This window comes from Streptomyces sp. NPDC004752, from assembly GCF_053601275.1.
This window is the reverse complement of sequence record NZ_JBSGBN010000036.1, coordinates 20,201-39,456: the sequence shown is the minus strand read 5'-3', so window position 1 is coordinate 39,456 and position 19,256 is coordinate 20,201. Positions and strand designations below refer to the sequence as shown.

Sequence of the window (19,256 nt, the reverse complement as noted above, 5' to 3'; positions counted from 1 at the left end):
CCGGCCCTTCGCTCAACGCTTCGGCGCTCTGATGCCACGGAACTCCCAGTCGCCGCCGAGGGCGGTGGACAGGACCTCCTCGGACTCGGTGGGCTGGGCGCCGACGTCGGTCCTGATGGCCGTGGGGCCGGTGACGATGTGGTTGGTGAGGCGGCCGAGCCCTTCGACCTCCACCTCCACGACGTCCCCGGGCTGCACGGGCCGGGAGTTGGCCGGTGTCCCCGACAGCAGCACGTCGCCGGGGTACAGGGTGATGGTGCGGGCGATGTCGGCGACGAGGTAGTGCATGTCCCACGTCATCTCGTCGGTGGAACCGTCCTGGACCACCTCGCCGTTGACGTAGGTGCGCAGCCGCTTGCCGTGGAAGTCCCAGTCGGTGACCAGGCCCGGGCCGAGCGGGCACAGGGTGTCGGAGCCCTTCACCCGGAGCATCGAACCCGCGTCGGTGTCCCGGAAGTCGTGCAGACCGTAGTCGTTGGCGACGGTGTATCCGGCGATGTACTCCCCCGCGTCGGCCGGGTCGATGTTGCGCGCGAGCTTCCCGATGACGATGGCGACCTCGCCCTCGTAGTTGAGCCACTTGCAGCCATCGGGGCGGACGATCGCGCCCCGGTGACTGTTCAGTGCCGAGATCGGCTTGTGGAAGTAGGTGGGGGTGTCGGGCAGGCCGATCTGGAACTCGTCGACACGGCTGCGGTGGTTGAGGTGGACGGCGATGACCTTGGAGGGGACGACCGGGGGAAGGTGGTGGGCGTCCACGACCTTGACGCTACGGCCGTCCCCGGCGACGAGCTGGTCCCCGTCGACGGTGACCTGGACGGCGGCGCCGTCGAGGAGGATGCGGCGGTATTCGGGCATGGCGGGACTCCTAGCTGCGGCTGTGCGGGGTGCGCGGGGTCGGGGCGGGGGTGGGCAGGCCGGTTCCGGTCCAGCCGTCGGCGGGGCGGTCGAACCAGAGGTGGACCTGACCGGTGCCGATGGAGTTCTCGTAGTCGCCGTACTGGCGGGCCCCGGCGGTGCACGCCTGCTCGCCGAGGGCGCCGGCCAACATCAGGTAGTGGAAGAACTTCGCCTCGGGCTTGTACCGCCAGAACTCGTCCATCGTGTCGAGGACCCTGTCGTGGCGGCCCTCCTTGAACCAGGCGATGCGCTCGTAGTCCGCCTCGCGTGCTTCCGGCGTGAAGATGTGCCTCGGGTCGCCGGACTCGTGGTCGCGCAACTCGCGCAGTGGCCAGAAGGTGTGCGAGAGGGCACCGGAGGCGATGAGCAGCACCCGGCGGCCCGGGGTGGCGGCGATACCGTCGGCCAGCGCCCGACCCAGCCGCAGATGGTCCTCCATGTCGCCGGTCTGACAGACGCCGATGGTGACCCACCGTTTGTCAGGCAGGCCCTCGCCGAGGAACTTCCACAGGTTGATCGTGGCGTAGTAGATCGGCAGATACGCGTCGTCGATCGCGGTGATCCAGGTGCCGTGCTTGCCGGCGAACGACGCGATGTTGCGGGCGAGTTCGGCGTCGCCGGGGTAGTCGTAGGGCATCCGGCACATGCCGCGCGGCAGCTCTTCGGAGGTGAACAGGCCCGCCCGGCGCGGCTGCGCCGTGACGACGAACTCGACGGTGGTCGCCCAGTGCGAGTCCAGGACGACGACGGTGTCGTAGTCCTCGCGTTCGAAGACGTCCTTGCGCAGCTGCCGCAGACCCGTGACGAGGGTGATCTCCTTGCCCTCGTTCAGTTCCAGCCGGGTCTCCCGCGGCAGCACGATGGTGGGCACATGGGCGAGCAGCCCCGCCCCGACGATCTCACCCATGGTCCTGCCAACCCTTCGGAGCGGTCACGGTGTTCTTCACGTCGCAGTAGAAGTCGAAGCTCCAGGTGCCGCCCTCCCGGCCCACGCCCGAGTGCCGGCTGCCGCCGAAGGGCGCCTGGAGGTCGCGGACGAAGAAGCAGTTGACCCAGACGGTGCCCGCCACCAGTTGGGCGGTGACGCGTTCGGCGCGTTCGTGGTCGCCGGTGGCGACGGTGGCGGCCAGCCCGAAGCGGGTGTCGTTGGCGAGCCGGATCGCCTCGTCCTCGGAGGTGAAGGTCTGGAGCGTCAGTACGGGACCGAAGACCTCCTCCTGGACGATCTCGGAGTCCTGGGTGACATCCGTGAGCAGGGTCGGCGCGTAGTACTGGCCGTCGCCCCGGTGGCCGCCGACGACCGCGCGGGCACCCGCCGCGAGCGCCCGTTGCACGAACCCGTCGATCTTCTCCAGCTGGCGGGGGTGGATGTTGGGGCCGAGGTCGGTGGCCGCGTCCCGCGGGTCGCCCTGCCTCAGTGCCGCGGCCTTCGCCACGAACCGGCGGGTGAACTCCTCGGCGAGGGGCTCTTCGACCAGGATGCGGGTCGCGGCCAGGCAGACCTGGCCCGCGTTGTCGTACTGCTCCACCGCCAGGTCGACGGCCAGATCGAGATCGGCGTCGGCGAACACCAGCAGCGGGGATTTCCCGCCGAGTTCCAGGCTCAGCGGCGTCAGGTTGGCGGCGGCCGAGGCGGCGATGTGCCGCGCGGTCGGCACGGAGCCGGTGAAGCTGATCCGGCGGACGTCCGGGTGGGAGGTGAGGGCGTCGCCGATCTCGGCGCCGTAGCCCTGCACGACGTTGAGGACACCCGCCGGCAGCCCGGCCTCGGCCGCGATGTCGGCGAGCAGCGAGGCGGTCAGCGGGGTCCATTCGGCGGGCTTGAGGACAACGGTGTTCCCGGCGGCCAGCGCCGGGGCGATCTTCCAGGTCGCCAGCATCAGCGGGGCGTTCCACGGAGTGATCAGCACACTCGGGCCGGCCGGGTCCCAGCTGACGGTGTTGGTGTGGCCGCGGGTCTCGAAGTCCTCGTGCTCCAGCTTCAGCAGCCAGTCGGCGAAGAAGCGGAAGTTGTGCGCCACCCGGGGCATGACGCCGCGGCGGTGCGAACGCAGGAGGGCGCCGTTGTCGGTGGTTTCGACGATGGACAGCTCTTCGATGCGCTTGTCGACGCCGTCGGCGATGGCGTGCAGAAGGCGGGCGCGCTCGGCGCGCGGGGTGGCGGCCCAGCCGGGGAAGGCGGCCTTGGCGGCGGCGACGGCCGCCGCGGCCTCCGTCGCGGTGCCGCGGGCGATCTCGCCGAGGATGCTGCCGTCGATGGGTGAGACGTCGGTGAAGGTCGCGGTGGAGGCGACGCGTTCACCGCCGATCCAGTGCCGGGTGTCGACGGCGACTCCGGCGACGGTGCTGATGTGTTCACTCATGTCCTGGGGCTCCTGATGATCGATGCGCGGTACGGGCTCACTGGGCACCGGAGGTGTTCGACTCCAGCAGCCGGCCGCCGTCCCACACCACGCCGACCTGCCGGTAGTAAGCGGCGATCGGCTCGCGGACCTCCAGCCGGGCCAGTTCTTCGGTGGGCGCCTCGAACAGCTCCAGGTCGGCGTCGCCCACCCAGGGCTGTCCGCCCTCGAAGGCGGCGGCGCCGGATTCGATCAGCTCGTCGAGGGCGAGGCCCTTGCCCTTCTCGATGGAGGGCAGCCAGCGGTGATGGGCCATCGGGTGGCCGTTGACGAAGCCGTTGGTCTCGGCGGGCTCGCGCAGGGTGACGACGGCCTGGGCGAGGCGCCGGTCGGCGGCGGCGAGGGTGGCGCCGAAGCGGGCACCGGCCTCGATGCGGGGGGCGGGCCCATGGGGGTGGGGGCGGGTCTGGTGGATCGAGCCGAGCTTCTTCGGGTAGCCCTGGTGCAGTCCGCGCGCGATGGCGAAGTCCTTGTCCACCCAGATGTAGACGCAGCGTGTGTAGGTCTGCCCCTGGTACTGGCAGCGGACGACCGCGAACGCCTCCTTGTACTGGGCGCGCACCGGGTCGAGCAGTTCCTCGCCGGGGGCGGCGCAGGACTGCCAGTCGGCCCAGATCAGAGCCACCGCGCCGGGGTCCTCGTCGGCGAGCTCCAGCGGCTGGGGCAGCAGCTCCCGCACCCGGGCCGGATCGGTGCGGTACTCCACGGTGAGCAGGTCGCCGGAGTAGTGCCAGGGCGGGGCGGGGATCAGCGACGAGGCACCCGTCGCCGTCTTGGGGTGGAAGTATCCACGGACACTGGTCACTTGGGTTTCCTTATGCGGTGAGGGCGGGCTGCTTCAGCAGTTCGGCGCGGTAGCGGGCGGCGGCTGCCGCGGTGGCCCGGCCGCCGAGGGCGACGACACCGACCAGCCGGCCGTCGGTGTGGTAGCCGACCAGGACGTCCCCGTCGGGGTCGCCGTCCAGCACCCGCACGTCCTGCTTGCCGAGGGCGGGGGCGCCGAAGGACTGGAGCCGGAAATCGTGCTGGTCGCTCCAGAAGGTGGGCAGGGGGGCGAACGGCGTGAGTCCGGCAGGGGCTCCGTCCGGGCCGACTCCGTCCGGCCCGGCCCCGTCCAGGTGGGCGGCGAGCACGCGGGCGGCGTGCTTGGCGGTGTCGGTCGGGATCGACCAGTGCTCGACGCGGCGGGGCACGCCGTCGTACCGGGCGTTGGGGAAGCGGGCGACATCACCGACGGCGACGACATCGGGACGGCCGCCGACCCGCAGGTGCTCATCGGTGAGGACGCCGTCGGTCAGGTCGAGGCCGTTGCCGTCGAGCCATTCGGTGTTGGCGAGGGAGCCGACCGACTCGACCACGACATCCGCGGCGAGGACCGTACCGTCGGCGAGGACGACGCCGGTCACCCGGTCGTCCCCCTGGAACCCGGTCACGCCGGTGCCGAGGGCGAACCGGATGCCCTGCCGCTGGTGGCGCGCCAGCAGCGCCGTCGCGAGCAGTTCACCGAGGGGTCCGACCATGGGCAGCGGCAGCGGATCGACGACGGTGACCTCGGCGGCACCGAGGGTCACGGCGGTCGCGGCCACCTCGCAGCCGATGAATCCGGCACCGACCACGACCACGCGCGCGCCCGGCCGGGTCAGCGCCTCCCGCAGTCCCTGGGCGTCGCTGCGGGTACGCACGGTGTGCCGCCCGGTGACGGGGCCGGGGCAGCCGAGGCGCCTGGGTCGCATGCCGGTGGCCACCACCAGACCGTCGTACGGCAGTGTCTCCCCGTCGTCCAGGTCCACGACACGCCGGTCGAGGTCGGCTGCGACGACTCTGGTGCCCAGCCGCCACCGCACGTCCGCGACGCCGGCCCGGGGCCGGAAGGCGAGCGATTCGAAGGATGCCTTGCCGGCCAGGACCTCCTTGGACAGCGGTGGCCGGTTGTAGGGCATGTGGGGCTCGTCCCCGACGAGGGTGATCGGCCCGGTCCAGCCGACGGCGCGCAGCTGCTCGGCGGCGCGCAGGCCGGCCATGGAGGCACCGGCCACGACAACGGTCGCGCTCATGGCTCAGTCCTCGATCCGGATGGCCTGGAGCGGGCACACGTCGGCGGCCTCCTCGACCTCGTCGCGCAACGCTTCGCCGGGGTCGGAGACGTAAGCCAGGTGTCCGGCGTCGTCGAAGCGGAAGACGTCCGGGGCGGCGAAGACGCACTGGCCGTGGTCCTGGCACTTGTTCATGTCGACGACGACCTTCATGGCCGGTCCTCCTGATGCTGGGTAGACGTCGGAGCGAGAGGAGAAGGGGCCCGGACTACGGTCCGGCCCTGGGGCCTGCCGTCAAAGGGGTGCGGTTCACCTCACCCCTAATTCGTTTGGCTCCAAACAAAGTATGAGCGGGCGGCGTCCTGGTCAATAGCTATCCAGGTGGATAAATTTCTGCGACAGAACCCTTGCGGGAAAGTGACGCCCATCCTTACCGTTTGACCTCAAACCACAAGGCGACTTCCTGCCAGATCCGCAGTCCGAGGCCGCCCCTCCCTCTCTCCCCCAGCGCCCTGAGCCCTGGGAGGCGCCCCCTTCCCCAGAGGAGACACCGGTGAGCGCATCCGACACCCCACCCGTCCGCCACCACATGGAGCGGCTGGCCGCCCAGGGCATCGACGTGGTCCGGGTGACCTATCCCGACCTCATCGGCACCGAACGCGGCCGGGACGTCCCACTCGACCAGCTGCCCTCGGTCTGCGACCACGGCCTCGCCTTCTGCCGCGCCGTGTACCACACCAGCCCCCAGGGCGATGTGGTCCCGGTCCCCGGCGGCCTGGACGCCGGCCTGCCCGACATCTGTGTGCGCCCCGACCTCACCACGCTGACCGCCCTGCCGTGGGAGCCCGGGGTCGCCACCTGCCTGGGCGACGTCACCGACCCGACCACCGGACTGCCCGCCCCCGAGTCCCCCCGCGACCTGCTGCGCACCGTCCTGGACCGCTGGCGCGAGCACGGCCTGCACCCGGTGGTGGGCCCCGAACTGGAGTACTTCCTGTGCGACCCGGCTCAGGACGCCCCCACGGGCTGGCGCCGCTACAGCGATGTCGCGGGAGTCGTCTACACCGCGGGGCTGCGTGCCGACAGCGACAACCACCTGCTGCGCACCCTCCGTCTGCTGCGTGACATGAACATCGGCGTCAGCAGCGGCAACCACGAGTTCGACGGCTCCCAGTTCGAGATCAACCTGACCCACTCGGACGCCATGACCGCCGCGGACCGCGCCTTCCGCTTCAAGGCGGCGGTCAAGGAAATCGCCCGCAAAGAGGGCCGCCTCGCCACCTTCATGGCCAAGCCGTTCAACGGGGTGGGAGGCTCGGGCTTCCACCTGCATATGTCCTGCGTGGACGACGAAGACGCGAACGCCTTCGACGCACCGTCCTCACCGCACGGCCTCTCGGCCGTCGCACAGCACGCGGTGGCCGGTGTCCTCGCCCATGCCCCCGCCCTGGCCGCGCTCGCCAATCCGACCGTCAACTCCTACAAGCGCTTCGGCCCCGACACCCTCGCCCCCTGGCTGATCGACTGGGGGCTGGACAACCGCAGCGCCATGGTCCGCATCCCGCCCGAGCGCGGCTCGGGCACCCGCTTCGAACTACGCCTGGGCGACGCGAGCGCCAACCCCTACCTGCTCATCGCCGGGACGGTCGCGGCGGCCCTGCTGGGGGTGGTGGCCGGCGAGGCGCCGCCCGCACCGCTCGAAGGCTACGGCTACGACACCACGAAGTCCCCCGTCCTGCCGATGAACCTGCCCGACGCCCTCGACGCCCTGGAGGCGGACACCGCACTCACCGAGGTGCTGGGCAAGGACTTCACCACCTCCTACCTCGCGTACAAGCGCGACGAGGTCGCACGCTTCCAACGGCATGTCACCGACTGGGAGTTCACCGAGTACGCCTACCACCTGTGATGCCGAGGAGGCCACACCCCATGAGCACCACCGCCCAGTCCGTGACCGAGGCCGTGCGCGAGCCGCTGCCCCTGGCCGATGTCGACCTGGCCGATCTCGGCAACTTCACCGACGGCACGACCCCCTGGCGCATGTTCCACACCCTGCGCCATGAGGACCCCGTCCACTGGCAGCCCGAGGAGGCCCCCAACTCCGGCTTCTGGGCTGTCACCCGGCACGCCGACATCGCCCGCGTCGACCGGGACGCGGAGACCTTCACATCGCAGCGGTTCGTCAACCTGGAGGAGGTCGACGACGACCAGATCAAGAAGCGCGCCTCCATCCTCGAACTCGACGGCGTCCGCCATCGCGCGCTGCGCAGCCTCCTCCAGCGGCAGTTCGGCGCGAGCGTCATCAACAGCTACGCCGACTTCCTGCGCGGACTGACCGCGACCACCCTGGACGCGGCCCTGGCCAAGGGCACCTTCGACTTCGTCAAGGAGGTCTCCGCGGACTTCCCCATCAACGTCCTCGCCCGGCTGCTCGATGTACCGCCGGAGGACAACCAGCAGCTCATCGACTGGGGCAACCGCATCATCGGCAACACCGACCCCGACTACGCCGATGTCCTGCTGCACAGCGCGGAGAGCGAGAAGTACCGCGACCTGCCGTTCCGCTCCCCCGCCTCGCTCGAAGTCTTCGAGTACGGGCGCGCGTTGGCCCGGCAGCGGCGCGGCGGCGACGGCACCGACCTGATCTCCAAGCTGGTCAACGAGACCCCGCGCGACGGCGTCCCGCTCTCCGCGCAGGACTTCGACAACTACTTCCTGCTCCTGGTGGTCGCGGGCAACGAGACCACCCGCCACACCATCAGCCACTCCATGCTGGCCCTGCTCCAGCACCCCGAGCAGCTCGCCCGTCTACAGGAAGACCCCTCGCTGATCCCCGGTGCGGTGGAGGAGTTCCTGCGCTGGGCGTCCCCCGTCTACCACTTCCGCCGCACCGCCACCCGCGATGTCGAACTCGGCGGCAAGCAGATCAAGGAAGGCGACAAGGTCGTCATGTGGTTCGCCTCCGGCAACCGCGACGAGGAGGTTTTCGGCAACCCGTACGACTTCGACGTCACCCGGCGGGACAACGACCACATCACCTTCGGCAAGGGCAGCCCGCACCTGTGCCTGGGCAACCTGCTGGCCCGCACCGAGATCCGCATCATGTTCGAGGAGCTGATCCCGCGCCTGACGGACATCAAGCTGGTCGGAGACGTTCCGCGGGTGCGCTCCAACTTCGTCAACGGCATCAAGCACCTGCCCGTCGAAGTCACCTTGTGAGTGAGGAAAGGTGCTGAGGTCCGTGACGGAAACAGCGACACCGGTGATGAACGAGTTCTCACTCGGAGGCCGACGATGGTGAGCGCGATCATAGACGCCCGGGTGTGCCCGCCGATTCCGGCGTTTCTGCCGGATCGCACCTGGGCCGAGTTCGGGGGCACCCTCGATGGTGTGGCGGCGCGCGGCTGGACGGTCGACGATTCGATGAACTCGCCCAGCCTGACCGCCTATCTCGATGAGTGCAAGCGGCTCGGTATCTCACGCGCGGGGCTCACCGCGCGTGTGCCGAATGACGTGTGGGGCGGGCAGGGAAACGCCCCGGTCTTCGACGCGGTCGCCCAGCGGCCGGAGTTCTTCTTCGCCTGCGGGGCGGTCGATGCGCTGGAAACCAACCCTGGTGAGGCGGTGCAGCAGCTCAAGGACCGTGGCGCCCGGGGTGTGGTCGTCGAACCCGGTCTCGCGCGTACCGTCCTGCACATCGACGACCGATCGGTCGATCCGGTCTATGACGCCTGTCAGTCCATCGGGTTGCCGTTGCTGCTGATGGGCGGAGGTGAGACGGGCCCGGATCTGAGCTACAGCGACCCGTTGCGACACGAGCAGGTGGCCATTCGCTTTCCCCGGCTCCAGATCGTCTACATGCACGGCGGATGGCCGTTCGTGCAGGCGGCGTTGGGTGTCGCGTTCCGGCGGCCCAACGTATGGATGATGCCGGACGTGTATTTCCCCGGGTTGCCCGGCGAGCAGGACTACCTGCTGGCGATGAAAACGTATCTGCAGGACCGGTTCCTGTTCGCCAGCAACTATCCGTACTGCCCGTTGGACCAGATAGTCGACCGCTATCACGGGTTCGGGCTCTCCGACGACCTTCTCACCAAGGTGCTGCACGACAACGCCGACCGGCTGTTCTTCGGGGGCGCCGAAGCAATCGATGATCAAAGAGGTTCTCATGGGCAATCAGAGAGATGTCACTGACCCCGGGCCTGCGGGCGCCCAGCTCGTCGACGTGGCATCGCCCCCTTCGGCCGCCGTCGCGAACGACGAGGGTCGGCTCCAAGGACGCATGGGTGTCCTCGAACTGACCTTGACGGTGCTGGCGTTCTCGGCACCCATGGTGGTCGTCACCGGCCCCACACCGTTCGTCATCATCTTCGGGGGTGCCGGAGCACCGCTGGCCTTCGTCATCGCCATGGCCGTGTTGCTGCTCTTCTCCGTCGGCTACACAGCCATGAGCCGCTATCTGCCCAACCCGGGTGCGTTCTACTCGTACATCACAGCGGGCCTCGGCAAGATCACTGGTCTCGGTTCCAGTTTCCTCGCCCTGTTCGTCTACCTCGCGTTCGCCGTCAGCACCTACGCCTTCTTCGCGGTGGTCGCGAAGGGTCTCGTGGAGGGTGTGCTCAACGGGCCGGTAATCCCGTGGTACGTCTACGCACTGGCAGGTGTGGCCGCGACCGGCGTCCTGGGCTATTTCCGGGTCGATCTGTCGGCGAAAGTACTGTCGGCCGTGATGGCGTGCGAGGTCCTCCTTGTCGGAGTGTTCGACATCGCGGTTCTCTGGCAGGGCGGCGCTCACGGGCGATCGCTGACGCCGTTCACCTGGCACGCGCTCACGTCGGGGTCGGTGGGTCTGGCCGTGCTGTTCGCCGCCATGTGCTTTGTGGGCTTCGAGGCCACCGCGGTGTTCCGGGAGGAGACCAGAGATCCTCGGCGCACGGTCCCTCGCGCCACCTACCTTTCGGTGGCGACCATCGGTGTGTTCTATGTCGTTGCCGCGTGGTGCCTCATCCTGGCCTATGGCACGGGGAGCGCCACGGCCGTGGCGCAGTCCAATTTCGCCGGCATGTTCTCCGGTGCGGCTCAGCGCTACCTCGGAACATGGGCGAGCGACGCCGTCACGGTGCTGGTGGTCACATCGGCCTTCGCGGCCCTGCTCGCAGGGCAGAACATCCTGGCCCGGTACTGCCACTCCCTGGGCGTCGACCGAGTGCTCCCGGCGAGGCTGAGCAAGGTACACCCGCGTCATGGATCGCCGCACGCCAGTTCACTCACGGTCACGGCGGTGATCGTGGTCGCGCTGTCGGTCGGGGCACTGTGGACCAGCGACCTGGAGGCCGCCTACAGTCAGCTGGCGGGCGCTGCCGCCTTCGGGGTGCTCGTGCTGATGTTTCTGACCAATGTGTCTGTCGTCTTCTTCTTCAGGAAGCGCCCGGACATCGCGGACGCATCGACCTGGCACCGGCTCGTCGCCCCGGTCCTCAGCGGCGTGGGTCTGGGCGCGGTCCTGTGGCTCTCCCTGACCAACTTCACCACCATGACGGGTGGTTCCATGGCCGGCGCGGTCGTACTCCAGGCGGTGATCTGGGCGGTCTTCCTCAGTGGGGTGGTCCTGGCGGCGGTGTACCGGTCCAAGCGGCGAGATGTGTACGCGCGCATCGGCCGACAGCAGGCGGAGTAATCCGGCCGGTCGGTCGGCGGGTCGGTCGGCGGGTCGGTCGGACGGACGACAGCGGGCCGGCGGGCTCGGCCGGGAGTTCTTGAGTACTCAGTGCAAGGAGTTGTGACGTGGCAAGGAGCCGTGATGTGCGCGATGAGGGAACCGAAGGCATGAAGGGGCGACTCGACGGCAAGGTGGCCTTTGTCACCGGCGCGGCCGGCGGGCTCGGCCGAAGCCACATTCGGCGCTTGGCGGAAGAAGGCGCCGACCTGGTCATCGTCGACATATGTCGATCCGTCGACACCGTGCCGTACCCGCAGTCGACACCGGAAGAGTTGCGCGATGCGGTGGCGGAAGTACAGAGTCTGGGCCGCCGCGTCGTGGCGAGGCAGACGGACGTGCGCGACCGCGACGCCCTCCAGGAGGCGTACGACGCCGGGCTCGACGAGTTCGGGTCGATCGACATCGTCGTTGCCAACGCCGGGATCGCCCCGATGCTGGTGCAGGACAAGCTACAGGCGTGGCATGACGCGATCGATGTCAATCTCAGCGGCACCTTTCACACCATCGAGGTCGCCATCCCGTCGCTGGTCGCGGCCGGACGAGGTGGCTCGATCGTGATCGTCAGCTCCACCGCCGGGCTGGTCGGGATCGGCGGGGCCAGCAACGGGGGCCTCGGCTACGCCGCCTCCAAGCACGGTGTCGTCGGGCTGATGCGGACCTACGCCAACAACCTCGCCCGCCACAGCATCAGGGTCAACTCGGTGCACCCCACCGGCGTGGCCACCCGCATGATCTCCGACCCCGCCATCCTCGAGTTCGTCGCCCAGGACCCGATCCTGTCCGAGGAGGCACCGAACGCCCTTCCGGTGGACACGGTCGAACCGGTCGACGTGTCGAACGCGATCCTGTGGCTGGTCTCGGACGAGGCCCGCTATGTCACCGGTGTGACGCTGCCCGTCGACGCCGGGTTCATCAACCGCCGCTGAACCGCCGAGCCACAGGTGCCGCAGGCACAGCGGCACGCCGAGCCGGGCTGAGCCGAGCTGGACTGGGCCGAGCTGGGCTGGGCCGAGCTGGGCTGGGCTGGGCTGGGCTGGGCCGAGCTGGGCTGGGCCGAGCTGGGCTGGGCTGGGCTGGGCTGGGCTGTCACACGATCACTGGAACAACACTGGAACAACGCGTCCGCACTTCTCGCTCAGGGCCGCGCGGACCATCGGCTGTCCGGAGAGGAACGCCATGACTGATCAGTACGCAGACACGATCTTGACGGGTGGACACGTCAAGACTTCATCGGGCTGGGCCCAGGGGCTCGCTGTACGCGCCGGTGTCATCGAGACGGTCGGCAGCAACGAGGACGTACTGCGACGGCGCGGACCGAACACGCGGGTGATCGATCTGGTCGGCGACACCGTTCTTCCCGGCTTCCACGATCTGCATGTGCACCCGATCTACGCCGGTATCAGGGAACGCCGCTGCAGAATTCCGCAGGGCTCGAACCTGGCCGACACCCTCCGCATCGTGGCAGAGCACGTGTCCCGGGCCGCCCCCGGCGAGTGGGTGCTCGGCGGGCAATGGGACGCGTCCGCGCTCGGCGGCATCCCGGACCGGACCATGCTCGATTCCGTCGCCCCCGACCATCCGGTCCTTCTGGAGGACACCAGCGGACACAGCTCATGGGCGAACAGCGTGGCACTCGCCATGGCCGGTGTCGGCCCCGGCACACCTGACCCGGAAGGTGGCATCTTCGAGCGGGACGCCGAAGGGAATCCGAGCGGCGTACAACGCGAGACAGCCGCCGAGCTGCTGGCCGCCGCGGCCCCCAAGCCGACCGACGAAGAAGTCGAGGCGGCCTTGGAGTGGGCCCTCGCCGAAATGCTCTCCTACGGGATCACGTCGTTCACCGAAGCCGCGGCCGGCTTCACCGCAGGGCCGCTGCCCGAGCTGCGGGCCTACGCCGCTCTCGACGCGCGCGGAGCCGTCAAGCAACGAGTGCGCCTCTGTCTGGTGTGGTCCCCCCACGATCCGGAATGCGACGAGCTGATCGCGACACGAAACCGCTACGCCAGCGGTCGTATCACGCCCGACTGCGTGAAGATGTTCCTCGACGGGGTTCCGACCGACAGCCACACGGCCGCGATGATCGAGCCCTACCAGGACACGGTGCCGGGACGGGACGACGAGGCCAGCCGGCACGGGCTGCTCGAAATCGCGCCGGCGGCCCTGAACGAGGCGGTGACCCGGCTCGACCGGATGGGCATCACCGTCAAATTCCATGCGGCGGGCGATGCGGCGGTGCGGGCGGCGCTGGACGCCATCGAAGCCGCCCGCACGGCCAATGGCCCCGGTCCGCACATGCACAACGTAGGCCACTGCACATTCGTGGCGAAGTCCGACATCGAGCGAGGATCGAGGCTCGGTGCGACCTTTGAAGTCTCGCCCTACTTGTGGCAGCCCGCGCCGATCTGCGACGACATCGCGACCGCGGTCGGCCCCGAGGCCATCGAACGAGTGTGGCCCGTACGCGAGATGGTCGAATCAGGCGCGCTGGTCGTGCCGGGGTCGGACTGGTCGGTCGTGCCGTCGGTGAACCCATGGCCGGCCATCGAGTCGCTGGTCACTCGTCAGGAGCCGGGGGGCAGCGCCGACTGCTTCGGCGCATCCCAAGCCATCACCCTGGAACAAGCCCTCGACCTGTTCACCGTCAACTCCGCACGCCAGGAAGGCATGGCGTACCGCGTCGGGCGCATCGAACCGGGCATGCTCGCCGATGTCATCGTCGTCGATCAGAACCCCTTCGACGTGCCGATCACCCAAGTCCACGCCACCGAAGTGAAGATGACGTTCATCGAAGGTGAGCTGGTCTTCGGATCAGCACCGGCCTGATCGTCCAGCTCCGCAAAGGAGCCACGGGCAGCTGCTCTTGAAGAGCCGGGACGAACACAAGACCGCCCACCGCGCCGTCCGCGTCCGCGGTGGACGCACAGAACATGAAGACCTGGGAAACCTCGCCTTGGCCCGCCAGCGCATCGACGCCGGCGGGCCGCGGTCTTTTCCGGGGCGTGAGCGTCCGGATCGGCTCAGGTGTGCCGACTCCAGTCCAGACGGTCGGTGAGACCGGCCTTGTCGAAGGCGGCTTCGAGTTCGTCGCGGCCCTCGGTGAAGTGGGCCCAGCTGTCGTGGTGGACGGGGACGACTCGGCGAGCGCCGAGGATCCGGGCGGCCTCGGCGGCCTGGGCGCTGTCCAGGACGATCGGCGCGTCGTCGAAGAGCACGGAGAAGCGGGGGGCTCCGGCGAAGAGGATGGCGGTGTCGACCGAGCCGTAGCGCTCGGCGATCTCCTTGACCGCGTCGAGTGAGGCGTTGTCACCGCTGACGTAGACGGTCGGCAGACCCTCTGAGGTGAGGACGAAGCCGACGACCTGGCCGGTGAACGGCTCGACCTCTTCACGCGCGCCGGGGCCGTGGATGGCGGGGACGCCGGTCACGGTGACCGTGCCGCCGTCGGGACGGCGCAGCTCGTGGGACTCCCAGTCGGCCAGGCCCTTGGCCCGGCCCCCGAGGCGCTGTCCGCCGCCGGGGGTGGTCAGGGTGAGCGGGATACTGGCAAGCAGCGCCCGGCCGGAGTGGTCGAGGTTGTCGGGGTGCTCGTCATGCGACAGCAGGACCACGTCGATGGGGTCGAGGTCGGCGGGGGCCACGGCGGAGGGGGTGGTCTTGGTCAGGGTCGGGGCGCCGGGCGAGGTGTAGTCGCCGGGGGCGTCAAAGGTCGGATCGGTCAGGAAGCGCAGGCCGCCGTACTCGAAGAGGGCGGTCGGTCCACCGAGGACACTGACCGGGACCTGGTCGGGCGTAACGGAGAGAGAAGACACGAAGGAAGCACCTCACGAATAGATCTATAGATCTCACGGATAGATTCACTCTAACCGTGAGAGGAAGGTAGCGCGCCTCACGGATGCGGGCAAGCCGTAACATGAGAAACAGGAAGGAACCCGTGATGGAAGAAATCGCCCTACCGCCCGCCCAGGGGGAGGAGGAGCACCCCTCTCTCGCCCTCGCCAACAGCGCCATCGCCCTGCCCGGCGGGCACACCCTCGATCTCCTGAGCACTCCCCCCCAGGCGAATCACTGGCTGACCCAACGCGAACTCGCCCCCGCCGACGCCGGCATGCACGACATCTGTGCCGCGCGGCTGCGCTCGATGCGCGAGCAGATCAGGTCGCTGTTCGCGTCCCGCGCCGCGGGGCTGCCCGCCCTCCCCGCCGCCGTCACGGCCCTCAACGACGCCATGACCCGCGTCCCCACGGCCCCACTGCTGCAATGGGACGAAAAGAACGGCCCCTACCGGGCCACCCCCCATCCCACCACCGCGATCGTCGAGCACGCCCTGGCCGCCCTCGCCGCCGACGCAGCCGACCTGCTCACCTCCCCCGACGCCGAGCGTCTCACCACCTGCGGCTCCGCCCCCTGCAACCGCTATCTGCTCCGCTACGGCCGCCGCCACTGGTGCTCCACCCGCTGCGGCGACCGCGCCCGCGCCGCCCGGTCCTACGCCCGCCGCACCAAGCCCGGAACACCATGACGAGGCAGCCGTGACCGTCAGGTCAGGAGGACTTCGCACCAGACGGTCTTGGTGTACGGGTCACCGCTGGTCGTTCCCCAGTGGGTGGACAGGGCTTCGACGAGGAGAAGGCCCCGGCCGGACTCAAGATCGGGGGACGGCGGCGGGCAGGTGCCGGGGGTGGGTGGGCGGCGGTCGGGGCGGGGGTCCGTGACCTCGATACGGAGGCAGGGACCCGCTGGGTAGAGGGTGAGGCGCAGGCGGAAGCCACGGCCGCGCGCCCGGCCGTGGAGCGCCGCGTTCGTGGCGAGTTCGGCCACGAGGAGCGTCGCCGTGCGGTTGGCCGCGGTCTCGTACGGCCAGCCCCAGCCGTGGAGTTGCCCGGCCGCGAGGCGGCGGGCGCGGCGGGCGCCTTTCGGGGTGGTGGGGAGGAGGGATGTGAAGTGACGGGTGCGCGTGCTGAGTTGCGTGGGTCCGGAGCGGAGTACCGGAGCGTGGGCAATATCGACGTTCATGTCACTCAGCGTGGTCGGTTGTCTCTACGCTGACCAGAAGCGACGTCGGTACGCAGCGTCACTGTCCGCTCGCTGTCCGGCTCTGTCCGGGCGGCGTGGCGTTACGCCGTGCGCCGGTGAGGAGTTGGGGACGGACGGCACGTGGAGGTGTACGGGTATGGGCGTGACAGGGCAGCGGCGGCAGGTCGGTGACGGGATGGAGCCGTACGGCGGTGACGACGAGGAGTCGGCGGCGGTACTGCGGACGGTCGGCAGGGTCGTCAAGGCATGCCGCGAGCGGAAGGGGCTCACCCAGGCCGAGTTGGGAATCGCCATCGGGTACAGCGAGGAGCAGGTGTCCTCGGTGGAGCGGGGGCGGCGAGCACCGAGTCCCGCGTTTCTGGAGGCGGCCGACCAGGCGTTGGACGCCGGTGGGCTGCTCATCGGTCTGAAGAAGGACGTGCAGCAGGCCAGGTATCCGAAGAAGGTCCGGGATCTGGCGAAGTTGGAGGCGGAGGCGGTTGAGATCTGCGCCTACGACAACTCCGTCGTCAACGGGCTCTTGCAGACGGAGGAGTATCTGAGGGCCGTGTTCGGCTCGCGGCGCCCCGCGTTCTCGGAGGAGGAGGCGGAGCGGCTTGTCGTTGCGCGGCTGGCGCGGCAGTCGATCGTCGACGGGCAGATGATCCCAGCCTTCAGCTTCGTGCATGATGAGGCGACGCTGCGGAGGCGGGTCGGGGGGAGAATGGTGCTGCGCCGACAGCTCGAACGGCTGTTGGAAATCGGGCAGATGCGGAACGTGGAGATCCAGGTACTTCCCATGGATCGTGAGGACAACGCCGGTCTCGGCGGCCCCTTCCATCTACTGCGGCTCAAGGAGGGCACCACGGTGGGCCACAACGAGGTCCAGCGAACCAGCCGACTGATCTCTGAACCCCAGGAGATCCAGATCCTTGAACTCCGCTACGGGGTCATCCGGGCTCAGGCCCTCTCGCCGCGAGAATCGCTGGCCTTCATCGAGAAAGTCCTTGGAGAGACATGAGTGTGAAGCCCTCGGCCGGTTACGGCTTCGAGTTGACATGGATCAAGAGCAGCTACAGCACCGACGACGGGCCTGCCTGCGTCGAGGTCGCTTCCGCACCCGGCACCATCCACATACGCGACTCGAAGCGCGCGCAGGGCCCCCAGCTCGCCTTCGGGCCCCAGCAGTGGGCCGCCTTCGTCTCGTACGCCGCCGATCACTGACGTACGGCCTACTGATGCCCCGCGCCCGGTTCCCTTCCGGGCGCGGGCCCTCACCCCACCAAAGTCGCTGGCCTACATCGAGAAACTGCTGGGAGAGACATGATCCTCAAGCCCTTGGCCGGTGACAGCCCCGAACTGAAGTGGTTCAAGAGCAGCCACAGCACCAACGAGAGCCCCTCATGCGTGGAGGTTGCAACCGCACCCGGCACCATCCACATACGCGACTCGAAGCGCGCGCAGGGCCCCCAACTGGCCTTCGGGCCCCAGCAGTGGGCCGCGTTCGTCTCGTACGCGGCCGATCACTGACGTACCCCCACCGACGCCCCGCGTCCGGCTCCCTACCGGGCGCGGGCCCTCAGCCATCGCCACCGACTCAGCCCATCGCCTCCACGACCCCGTCCCACAGCCGCGTACGTGCCTCCAGCGCGAGCAGGACCGTGTCGACCGCCTCCTGCCAGCGCTGCTCGTCGCCGCCGCAGAGGTCGGCGACCATCTGGAGGGCCATCGGGGTGTGCTCCTCGCCGTCGACCTCGATATGCCGGGCGAGGTAGTCGCGGAAGAGGGGGAAGGAGCCCGTGCCCTCCTCCTTGATGACCTGGTCGAACATGTCGGGGATGAGGTCCTCGCGGGAGAAGGCGAAGACGGCGGCCCGGGAGTGCAGCGGACGGTCGGCGATGATCGAGAAGGTCGTCGTGACGAACTCGGCGGCCGACGCCGGAACCTGGGCGACCTTCAGCGCGGTCGGCACGTCTTGGCCCTCGGTCACCAGGTCGATGAACGTGTCGAGCCGGGCGGTGTCGGCGCCGGCCTCGGTCATGGCGGCGCGGTACAGCTCGAAGTGGCTGGTGAAGCCGCCGTTCAGCTCGTCGCTCTCCTCGACGAGGACGATGTCGTTGATGAGCCGCCGGGCCACCGTGGAGCCGCGCGGGACCCAGGGGACGTCCACGCAGGTCAGCTCCCGCTGGAGCGACTTCAGCAGGGACATGAAGTCCCACACCGCGAATGCGTGGTGCGCCATGAACGTCGCCAGGTGCTCACGACCGGAAATGCGCTGGTAAATGGGGTGCGCGGTCACTTCTTTTCGCGCGGATTCCATCACCGAACGTGCCCTTGCGATTCCTTCGTGTCCTTCTTCGGTCAGGTTCCATACGTACCTGGACATGAAGGCCTCCTTCGATTGCGGATTGCGATCCTGCAACGTTTTCGAACGCCGCCGCAACCGATTCCCCGATATTCCGATCGGCACCAGTGACAGATGGGGTCAAGCGCGAGTAAAGGATCGCAAAGAGACACGATCCGGACAATATCGCGCCCGTCAAAAAGACTCGTTGAAACTTTGAACGTGCCCGCGACTTCTTCCGTACCTGACCCTGTGACCAGTAATCCCGTCACCGTCACCGTGGCCTATCACGTGGTGCCGGGCCGTGAGGCCGACTTCCATTCGTGGGGGTGGGCCATGCTGGGCGCCAGCTCCCGGCAGCCGGGCTTCCTCGGGGGCGGTGTCCTAGTAGACCGAGAGTCGGAGTGGCATGTCGTCTATCGCTTCGCCAGCGACAGCATGGCCGCTGCCTGGGACGACTCGCTCGACCGTATGCAGTGGGAGGCGCGCACCGACGGCGTCGCCCTGCGTGCGGGCAAGCGCAGCGTGCACGGGACCAAGGAGTGGTTCGACTCCCAGTCCCCGCCGCCCCCTCCTCCGCCTCCCCCCTCCCCACCGGCGAAATGGAAGCTCTGGTTTGTCAACATGAGTGCGGTGTTTCCGCCGGTGCTGCTCTTCAATCTGGTTGTGCTGCCCTATCTCGGCGGTCTCAATCCATTGTTGCGCACGCTGTTCCTCTGTCTGTGCGTGACGGCCATCGTCACCTGGATTCTCATGCCGCGTCTTCAGCGTTTCTTCAAGAAATGGCTGTATCCCCCGCTCCAGGCGCTGCGCGGGCGGCACAAACGACGGACCGCCTAGGTTCG

General features: G+C 68.9%; 20 protein-coding genes. 11 read left to right on the top strand and 9 right to left on the bottom strand.

Translation table 11 applies throughout. The features are described from left to right. Positions 1 to 12: 12 nt before the first annotated feature. From ACWEKM_RS17390 to ACWEKM_RS17365, 6 genes are read right to left on the bottom strand one after another with little or no spacing between them, the layout of a single operon-like run. The gene (locus ACWEKM_RS17390; protein ID WP_451622037.1) at positions 13 to 858 is read right to left on the bottom strand and encodes a fumarylacetoacetate hydrolase family protein; all 846 of its coding nucleotides are present in this window, start codon (positions 856 to 858) and stop codon (positions 13 to 15) included. Between the two features lie 10 nt (positions 859 to 868). After that, the gene (locus ACWEKM_RS17385) at positions 869 to 1,807 is read right to left on the bottom strand and encodes a 3,4-dihydroxyphenylacetate 2,3-dioxygenase (RefSeq protein WP_451622036.1); all 939 of its coding nucleotides are present in this window, start codon (positions 1,805 to 1,807) and stop codon (positions 869 to 871) included. Beyond that, positions 1,800 to 3,263, bottom strand: coding sequence for an aldehyde dehydrogenase (locus ACWEKM_RS17380; RefSeq protein WP_451622035.1), 1,464 nt, complete (start codon positions 3,261 to 3,263; stop codon positions 1,800 to 1,802). Before ACWEKM_RS17380 ends, ACWEKM_RS17385 begins: the two co-directional genes overlap by 8 nt. Before the next feature lie 37 nt (positions 3,264 to 3,300). Continuing rightward, positions 3,301 to 4,107 (bottom strand): acetoacetate decarboxylase family protein, encoded by an 807-nt coding sequence (locus ACWEKM_RS17375; protein ID WP_451622034.1) that lies wholly within the window; start codon positions 4,105 to 4,107, stop codon positions 3,301 to 3,303. A 10-nt stretch (positions 4,108 to 4,117) separates the two neighbouring features. After that, complete coding sequence (locus ACWEKM_RS17370) at positions 4,118 to 5,356, bottom strand: NAD(P)/FAD-dependent oxidoreductase (protein WP_451622033.1); 1,239 nt, start codon at positions 5,354 to 5,356, stop codon at positions 4,118 to 4,120. Positions 5,357 to 5,359: 3 nt separating this feature from the next. Beyond that, the gene (locus ACWEKM_RS17365; RefSeq protein WP_451622032.1) at positions 5,360 to 5,548 is read right to left on the bottom strand and encodes a ferredoxin; all 189 of its coding nucleotides are present in this window, start codon (positions 5,546 to 5,548) and stop codon (positions 5,360 to 5,362) included. A 340-nt stretch (positions 5,549 to 5,888) separates the two neighbouring features. Here ACWEKM_RS17365 and ACWEKM_RS17360 point away from each other — a divergent pair, with 340 nt between their 5' ends. From ACWEKM_RS17360 to ACWEKM_RS17335, 6 genes are all read left to right on the top strand, one after another. Next, entirely contained in the window at positions 5,889 to 7,244 is a 1,356-nt protein-coding gene (locus ACWEKM_RS17360; protein ID WP_451622031.1) for a glutamine synthetase family protein, read from the top strand. 20 nt (positions 7,245 to 7,264) lie between these two features. After that, a complete protein-coding gene (locus ACWEKM_RS17355) occupies positions 7,265 to 8,554 on the top strand; it encodes a cytochrome P450 (protein WP_451622030.1) in 1,290 nt (429 codons plus the stop codon). Between the two features lie 75 nt (positions 8,555 to 8,629). After that, on the top strand, positions 8,630 to 9,529 hold the full coding sequence (locus ACWEKM_RS17350; RefSeq protein WP_451622029.1) for an amidohydrolase family protein: 900 nt from the start codon (positions 8,630 to 8,632) through the stop codon (positions 9,527 to 9,529). Then, positions 9,504 to 11,012, top strand: a complete 1,509-nt coding sequence (locus ACWEKM_RS17345; protein WP_451622028.1) for an APC family permease — start codon at positions 9,504 to 9,506, stop codon at positions 11,010 to 11,012. Before ACWEKM_RS17350 ends, ACWEKM_RS17345 begins: the two co-directional genes overlap by 26 nt. 125 nt (positions 11,013 to 11,137) lie before the next feature. Then, entirely contained in the window at positions 11,138 to 11,980 is an 843-nt protein-coding gene (locus tag ACWEKM_RS17340; RefSeq protein ID WP_451622027.1) for a mycofactocin-coupled SDR family oxidoreductase, read from the top strand. A 250-nt stretch (positions 11,981 to 12,230) separates the two neighbouring features. Further along, positions 12,231 to 13,877: an amidohydrolase gene (locus tag ACWEKM_RS17335; protein WP_451622026.1), complete on the top strand. Its 1,647-nt coding sequence runs from the start codon at positions 12,231 to 12,233 to the stop codon at positions 13,875 to 13,877. A 194-nt stretch (positions 13,878 to 14,071) separates the two neighbouring features. Here ACWEKM_RS17335 and ACWEKM_RS17330 read toward each other — a convergent pair whose 3' ends face one another. After that, entirely contained in the window at positions 14,072 to 14,863 is a 792-nt protein-coding gene (locus ACWEKM_RS17330) for an MBL fold metallo-hydrolase (protein WP_451622025.1), read from the bottom strand. 125 nt (positions 14,864 to 14,988) lie between these two features. Between ACWEKM_RS17330 and ACWEKM_RS17325 the strand changes: the two genes are divergently transcribed. Continuing rightward, positions 14,989 to 15,573 (top strand): ABATE domain-containing protein, encoded by a 585-nt coding sequence (locus ACWEKM_RS17325; protein WP_451622024.1) that lies wholly within the window; start codon positions 14,989 to 14,991, stop codon positions 15,571 to 15,573. Positions 15,574 to 15,590: 17 nt separating this feature from the next. Here the strand turns inward: ACWEKM_RS17325 and ACWEKM_RS17320 are convergent, their stop codons facing one another. Next, positions 15,591 to 16,067 (bottom strand): ATP-binding protein, encoded by a 477-nt coding sequence (locus ACWEKM_RS17320; protein ID WP_451622023.1) that lies wholly within the window; start codon positions 16,065 to 16,067, stop codon positions 15,591 to 15,593. A 196-nt stretch (positions 16,068 to 16,263) separates the two neighbouring features. Here ACWEKM_RS17320 and ACWEKM_RS17315 point away from each other — a divergent pair, with 196 nt between their 5' ends. The 3 genes from ACWEKM_RS17315 to ACWEKM_RS17305 all read left to right on the top strand — a co-directional run bounded on the left by ACWEKM_RS17315 (position 16,264) and on the right by ACWEKM_RS17305 (position 17,597). Further along, the gene (locus ACWEKM_RS17315; RefSeq protein ID WP_451622067.1) at positions 16,264 to 17,088 is read left to right on the top strand and encodes a helix-turn-helix domain-containing protein; all 825 of its coding nucleotides are present in this window, start codon (positions 16,264 to 16,266) and stop codon (positions 17,086 to 17,088) included. Next, entirely contained in the window at positions 17,085 to 17,291 is a 207-nt protein-coding gene (locus ACWEKM_RS17310; RefSeq protein WP_451622022.1) for a DUF397 domain-containing protein, read from the top strand. The genes ACWEKM_RS17315 and ACWEKM_RS17310 overlap by 4 nt, the downstream gene beginning before the upstream one ends. Positions 17,292 to 17,390: 99 nt before the next feature. Next, positions 17,391 to 17,597, top strand: a complete 207-nt coding sequence (locus ACWEKM_RS17305; protein ID WP_451622021.1) for a DUF397 domain-containing protein — start codon at positions 17,391 to 17,393, stop codon at positions 17,595 to 17,597. Positions 17,598 to 17,664: 67 nt separating this feature from the next. Here ACWEKM_RS17305 and ACWEKM_RS17300 read toward each other — a convergent pair whose 3' ends face one another. Then, positions 17,665 to 18,453: a DUF3050 domain-containing protein gene (locus ACWEKM_RS17300; protein ID WP_451622020.1), complete on the bottom strand. Its 789-nt coding sequence runs from the start codon at positions 18,451 to 18,453 to the stop codon at positions 17,665 to 17,667. Between the two features lie 210 nt (positions 18,454 to 18,663). On the opposite strand from ACWEKM_RS17300, the gene ACWEKM_RS17295 reads away from it, so the two are divergent. Next, entirely contained in the window at positions 18,664 to 19,251 is a 588-nt protein-coding gene (locus ACWEKM_RS17295) for a hypothetical protein (RefSeq protein ID WP_451622019.1), read from the top strand. Positions 19,252 to 19,256 lie beyond the last annotated feature (5 nt).

Bases quoted from the DNA above. Each gene is read 5' to 3' on its own strand.
- ACWEKM_RS17390 (WP_451622037.1), bottom strand. From the start codon at position 858: ATGCCCGAATACCGCCGCATCCTCCTCGACGGCGCCGCCGTCCAGGTC.
- ACWEKM_RS17385 (WP_451622036.1), bottom strand. From the start codon at position 1,807: ATGGGTGAGATCGTCGGGGCGGGGCTGCTCGCCCATGTGCCCACCATC.
- ACWEKM_RS17380 (WP_451622035.1), bottom strand. From the start codon at position 3,263: ATGAGTGAACACATCAGCACCGTCGCCGGAGTCGCCGTCGACACCCGG.
- ACWEKM_RS17370 (WP_451622033.1), bottom strand. From the start codon at position 5,356: ATGAGCGCGACCGTTGTCGTGGCCGGTGCCTCCATGGCCGGCCTGCGC.
- ACWEKM_RS17365 (WP_451622032.1), bottom strand. From the start codon at position 5,548: ATGAAGGTCGTCGTCGACATGAACAAGTGCCAGGACCACGGCCAGTGC.
- ACWEKM_RS17355 (WP_451622030.1), top strand. From the start codon at position 7,265: ATGAGCACCACCGCCCAGTCCGTGACCGAGGCCGTGCGCGAGCCGCTG.
- ACWEKM_RS17350 (WP_451622029.1), top strand. From the start codon at position 8,630: ATGGTGAGCGCGATCATAGACGCCCGGGTGTGCCCGCCGATTCCGGCG.
- ACWEKM_RS17345 (WP_451622028.1), top strand. From the start codon at position 9,504: ATGGGCAATCAGAGAGATGTCACTGACCCCGGGCCTGCGGGCGCCCAG.
- ACWEKM_RS17335 (WP_451622026.1), top strand. From the start codon at position 12,231: ATGACTGATCAGTACGCAGACACGATCTTGACGGGTGGACACGTCAAG.
- ACWEKM_RS17325 (WP_451622024.1), top strand. From the start codon at position 14,989: ATGGAAGAAATCGCCCTACCGCCCGCCCAGGGGGAGGAGGAGCACCCC.
- ACWEKM_RS17320 (WP_451622023.1), bottom strand. From the start codon at position 16,067: ATGAACGTCGATATTGCCCACGCTCCGGTACTCCGCTCCGGACCCACG.
- ACWEKM_RS17315 (WP_451622067.1), top strand. From the start codon at position 16,264: ATGGAGCCGTACGGCGGTGACGACGAGGAGTCGGCGGCGGTACTGCGG.
- ACWEKM_RS17310 (WP_451622022.1), top strand. From the start codon at position 17,085: ATGAGTGTGAAGCCCTCGGCCGGTTACGGCTTCGAGTTGACATGGATC.
- ACWEKM_RS17305 (WP_451622021.1), top strand. From the start codon at position 17,391: ATGATCCTCAAGCCCTTGGCCGGTGACAGCCCCGAACTGAAGTGGTTC.
- ACWEKM_RS17300 (WP_451622020.1), bottom strand. From the start codon at position 18,453: ATGTCCAGGTACGTATGGAACCTGACCGAAGAAGGACACGAAGGAATC.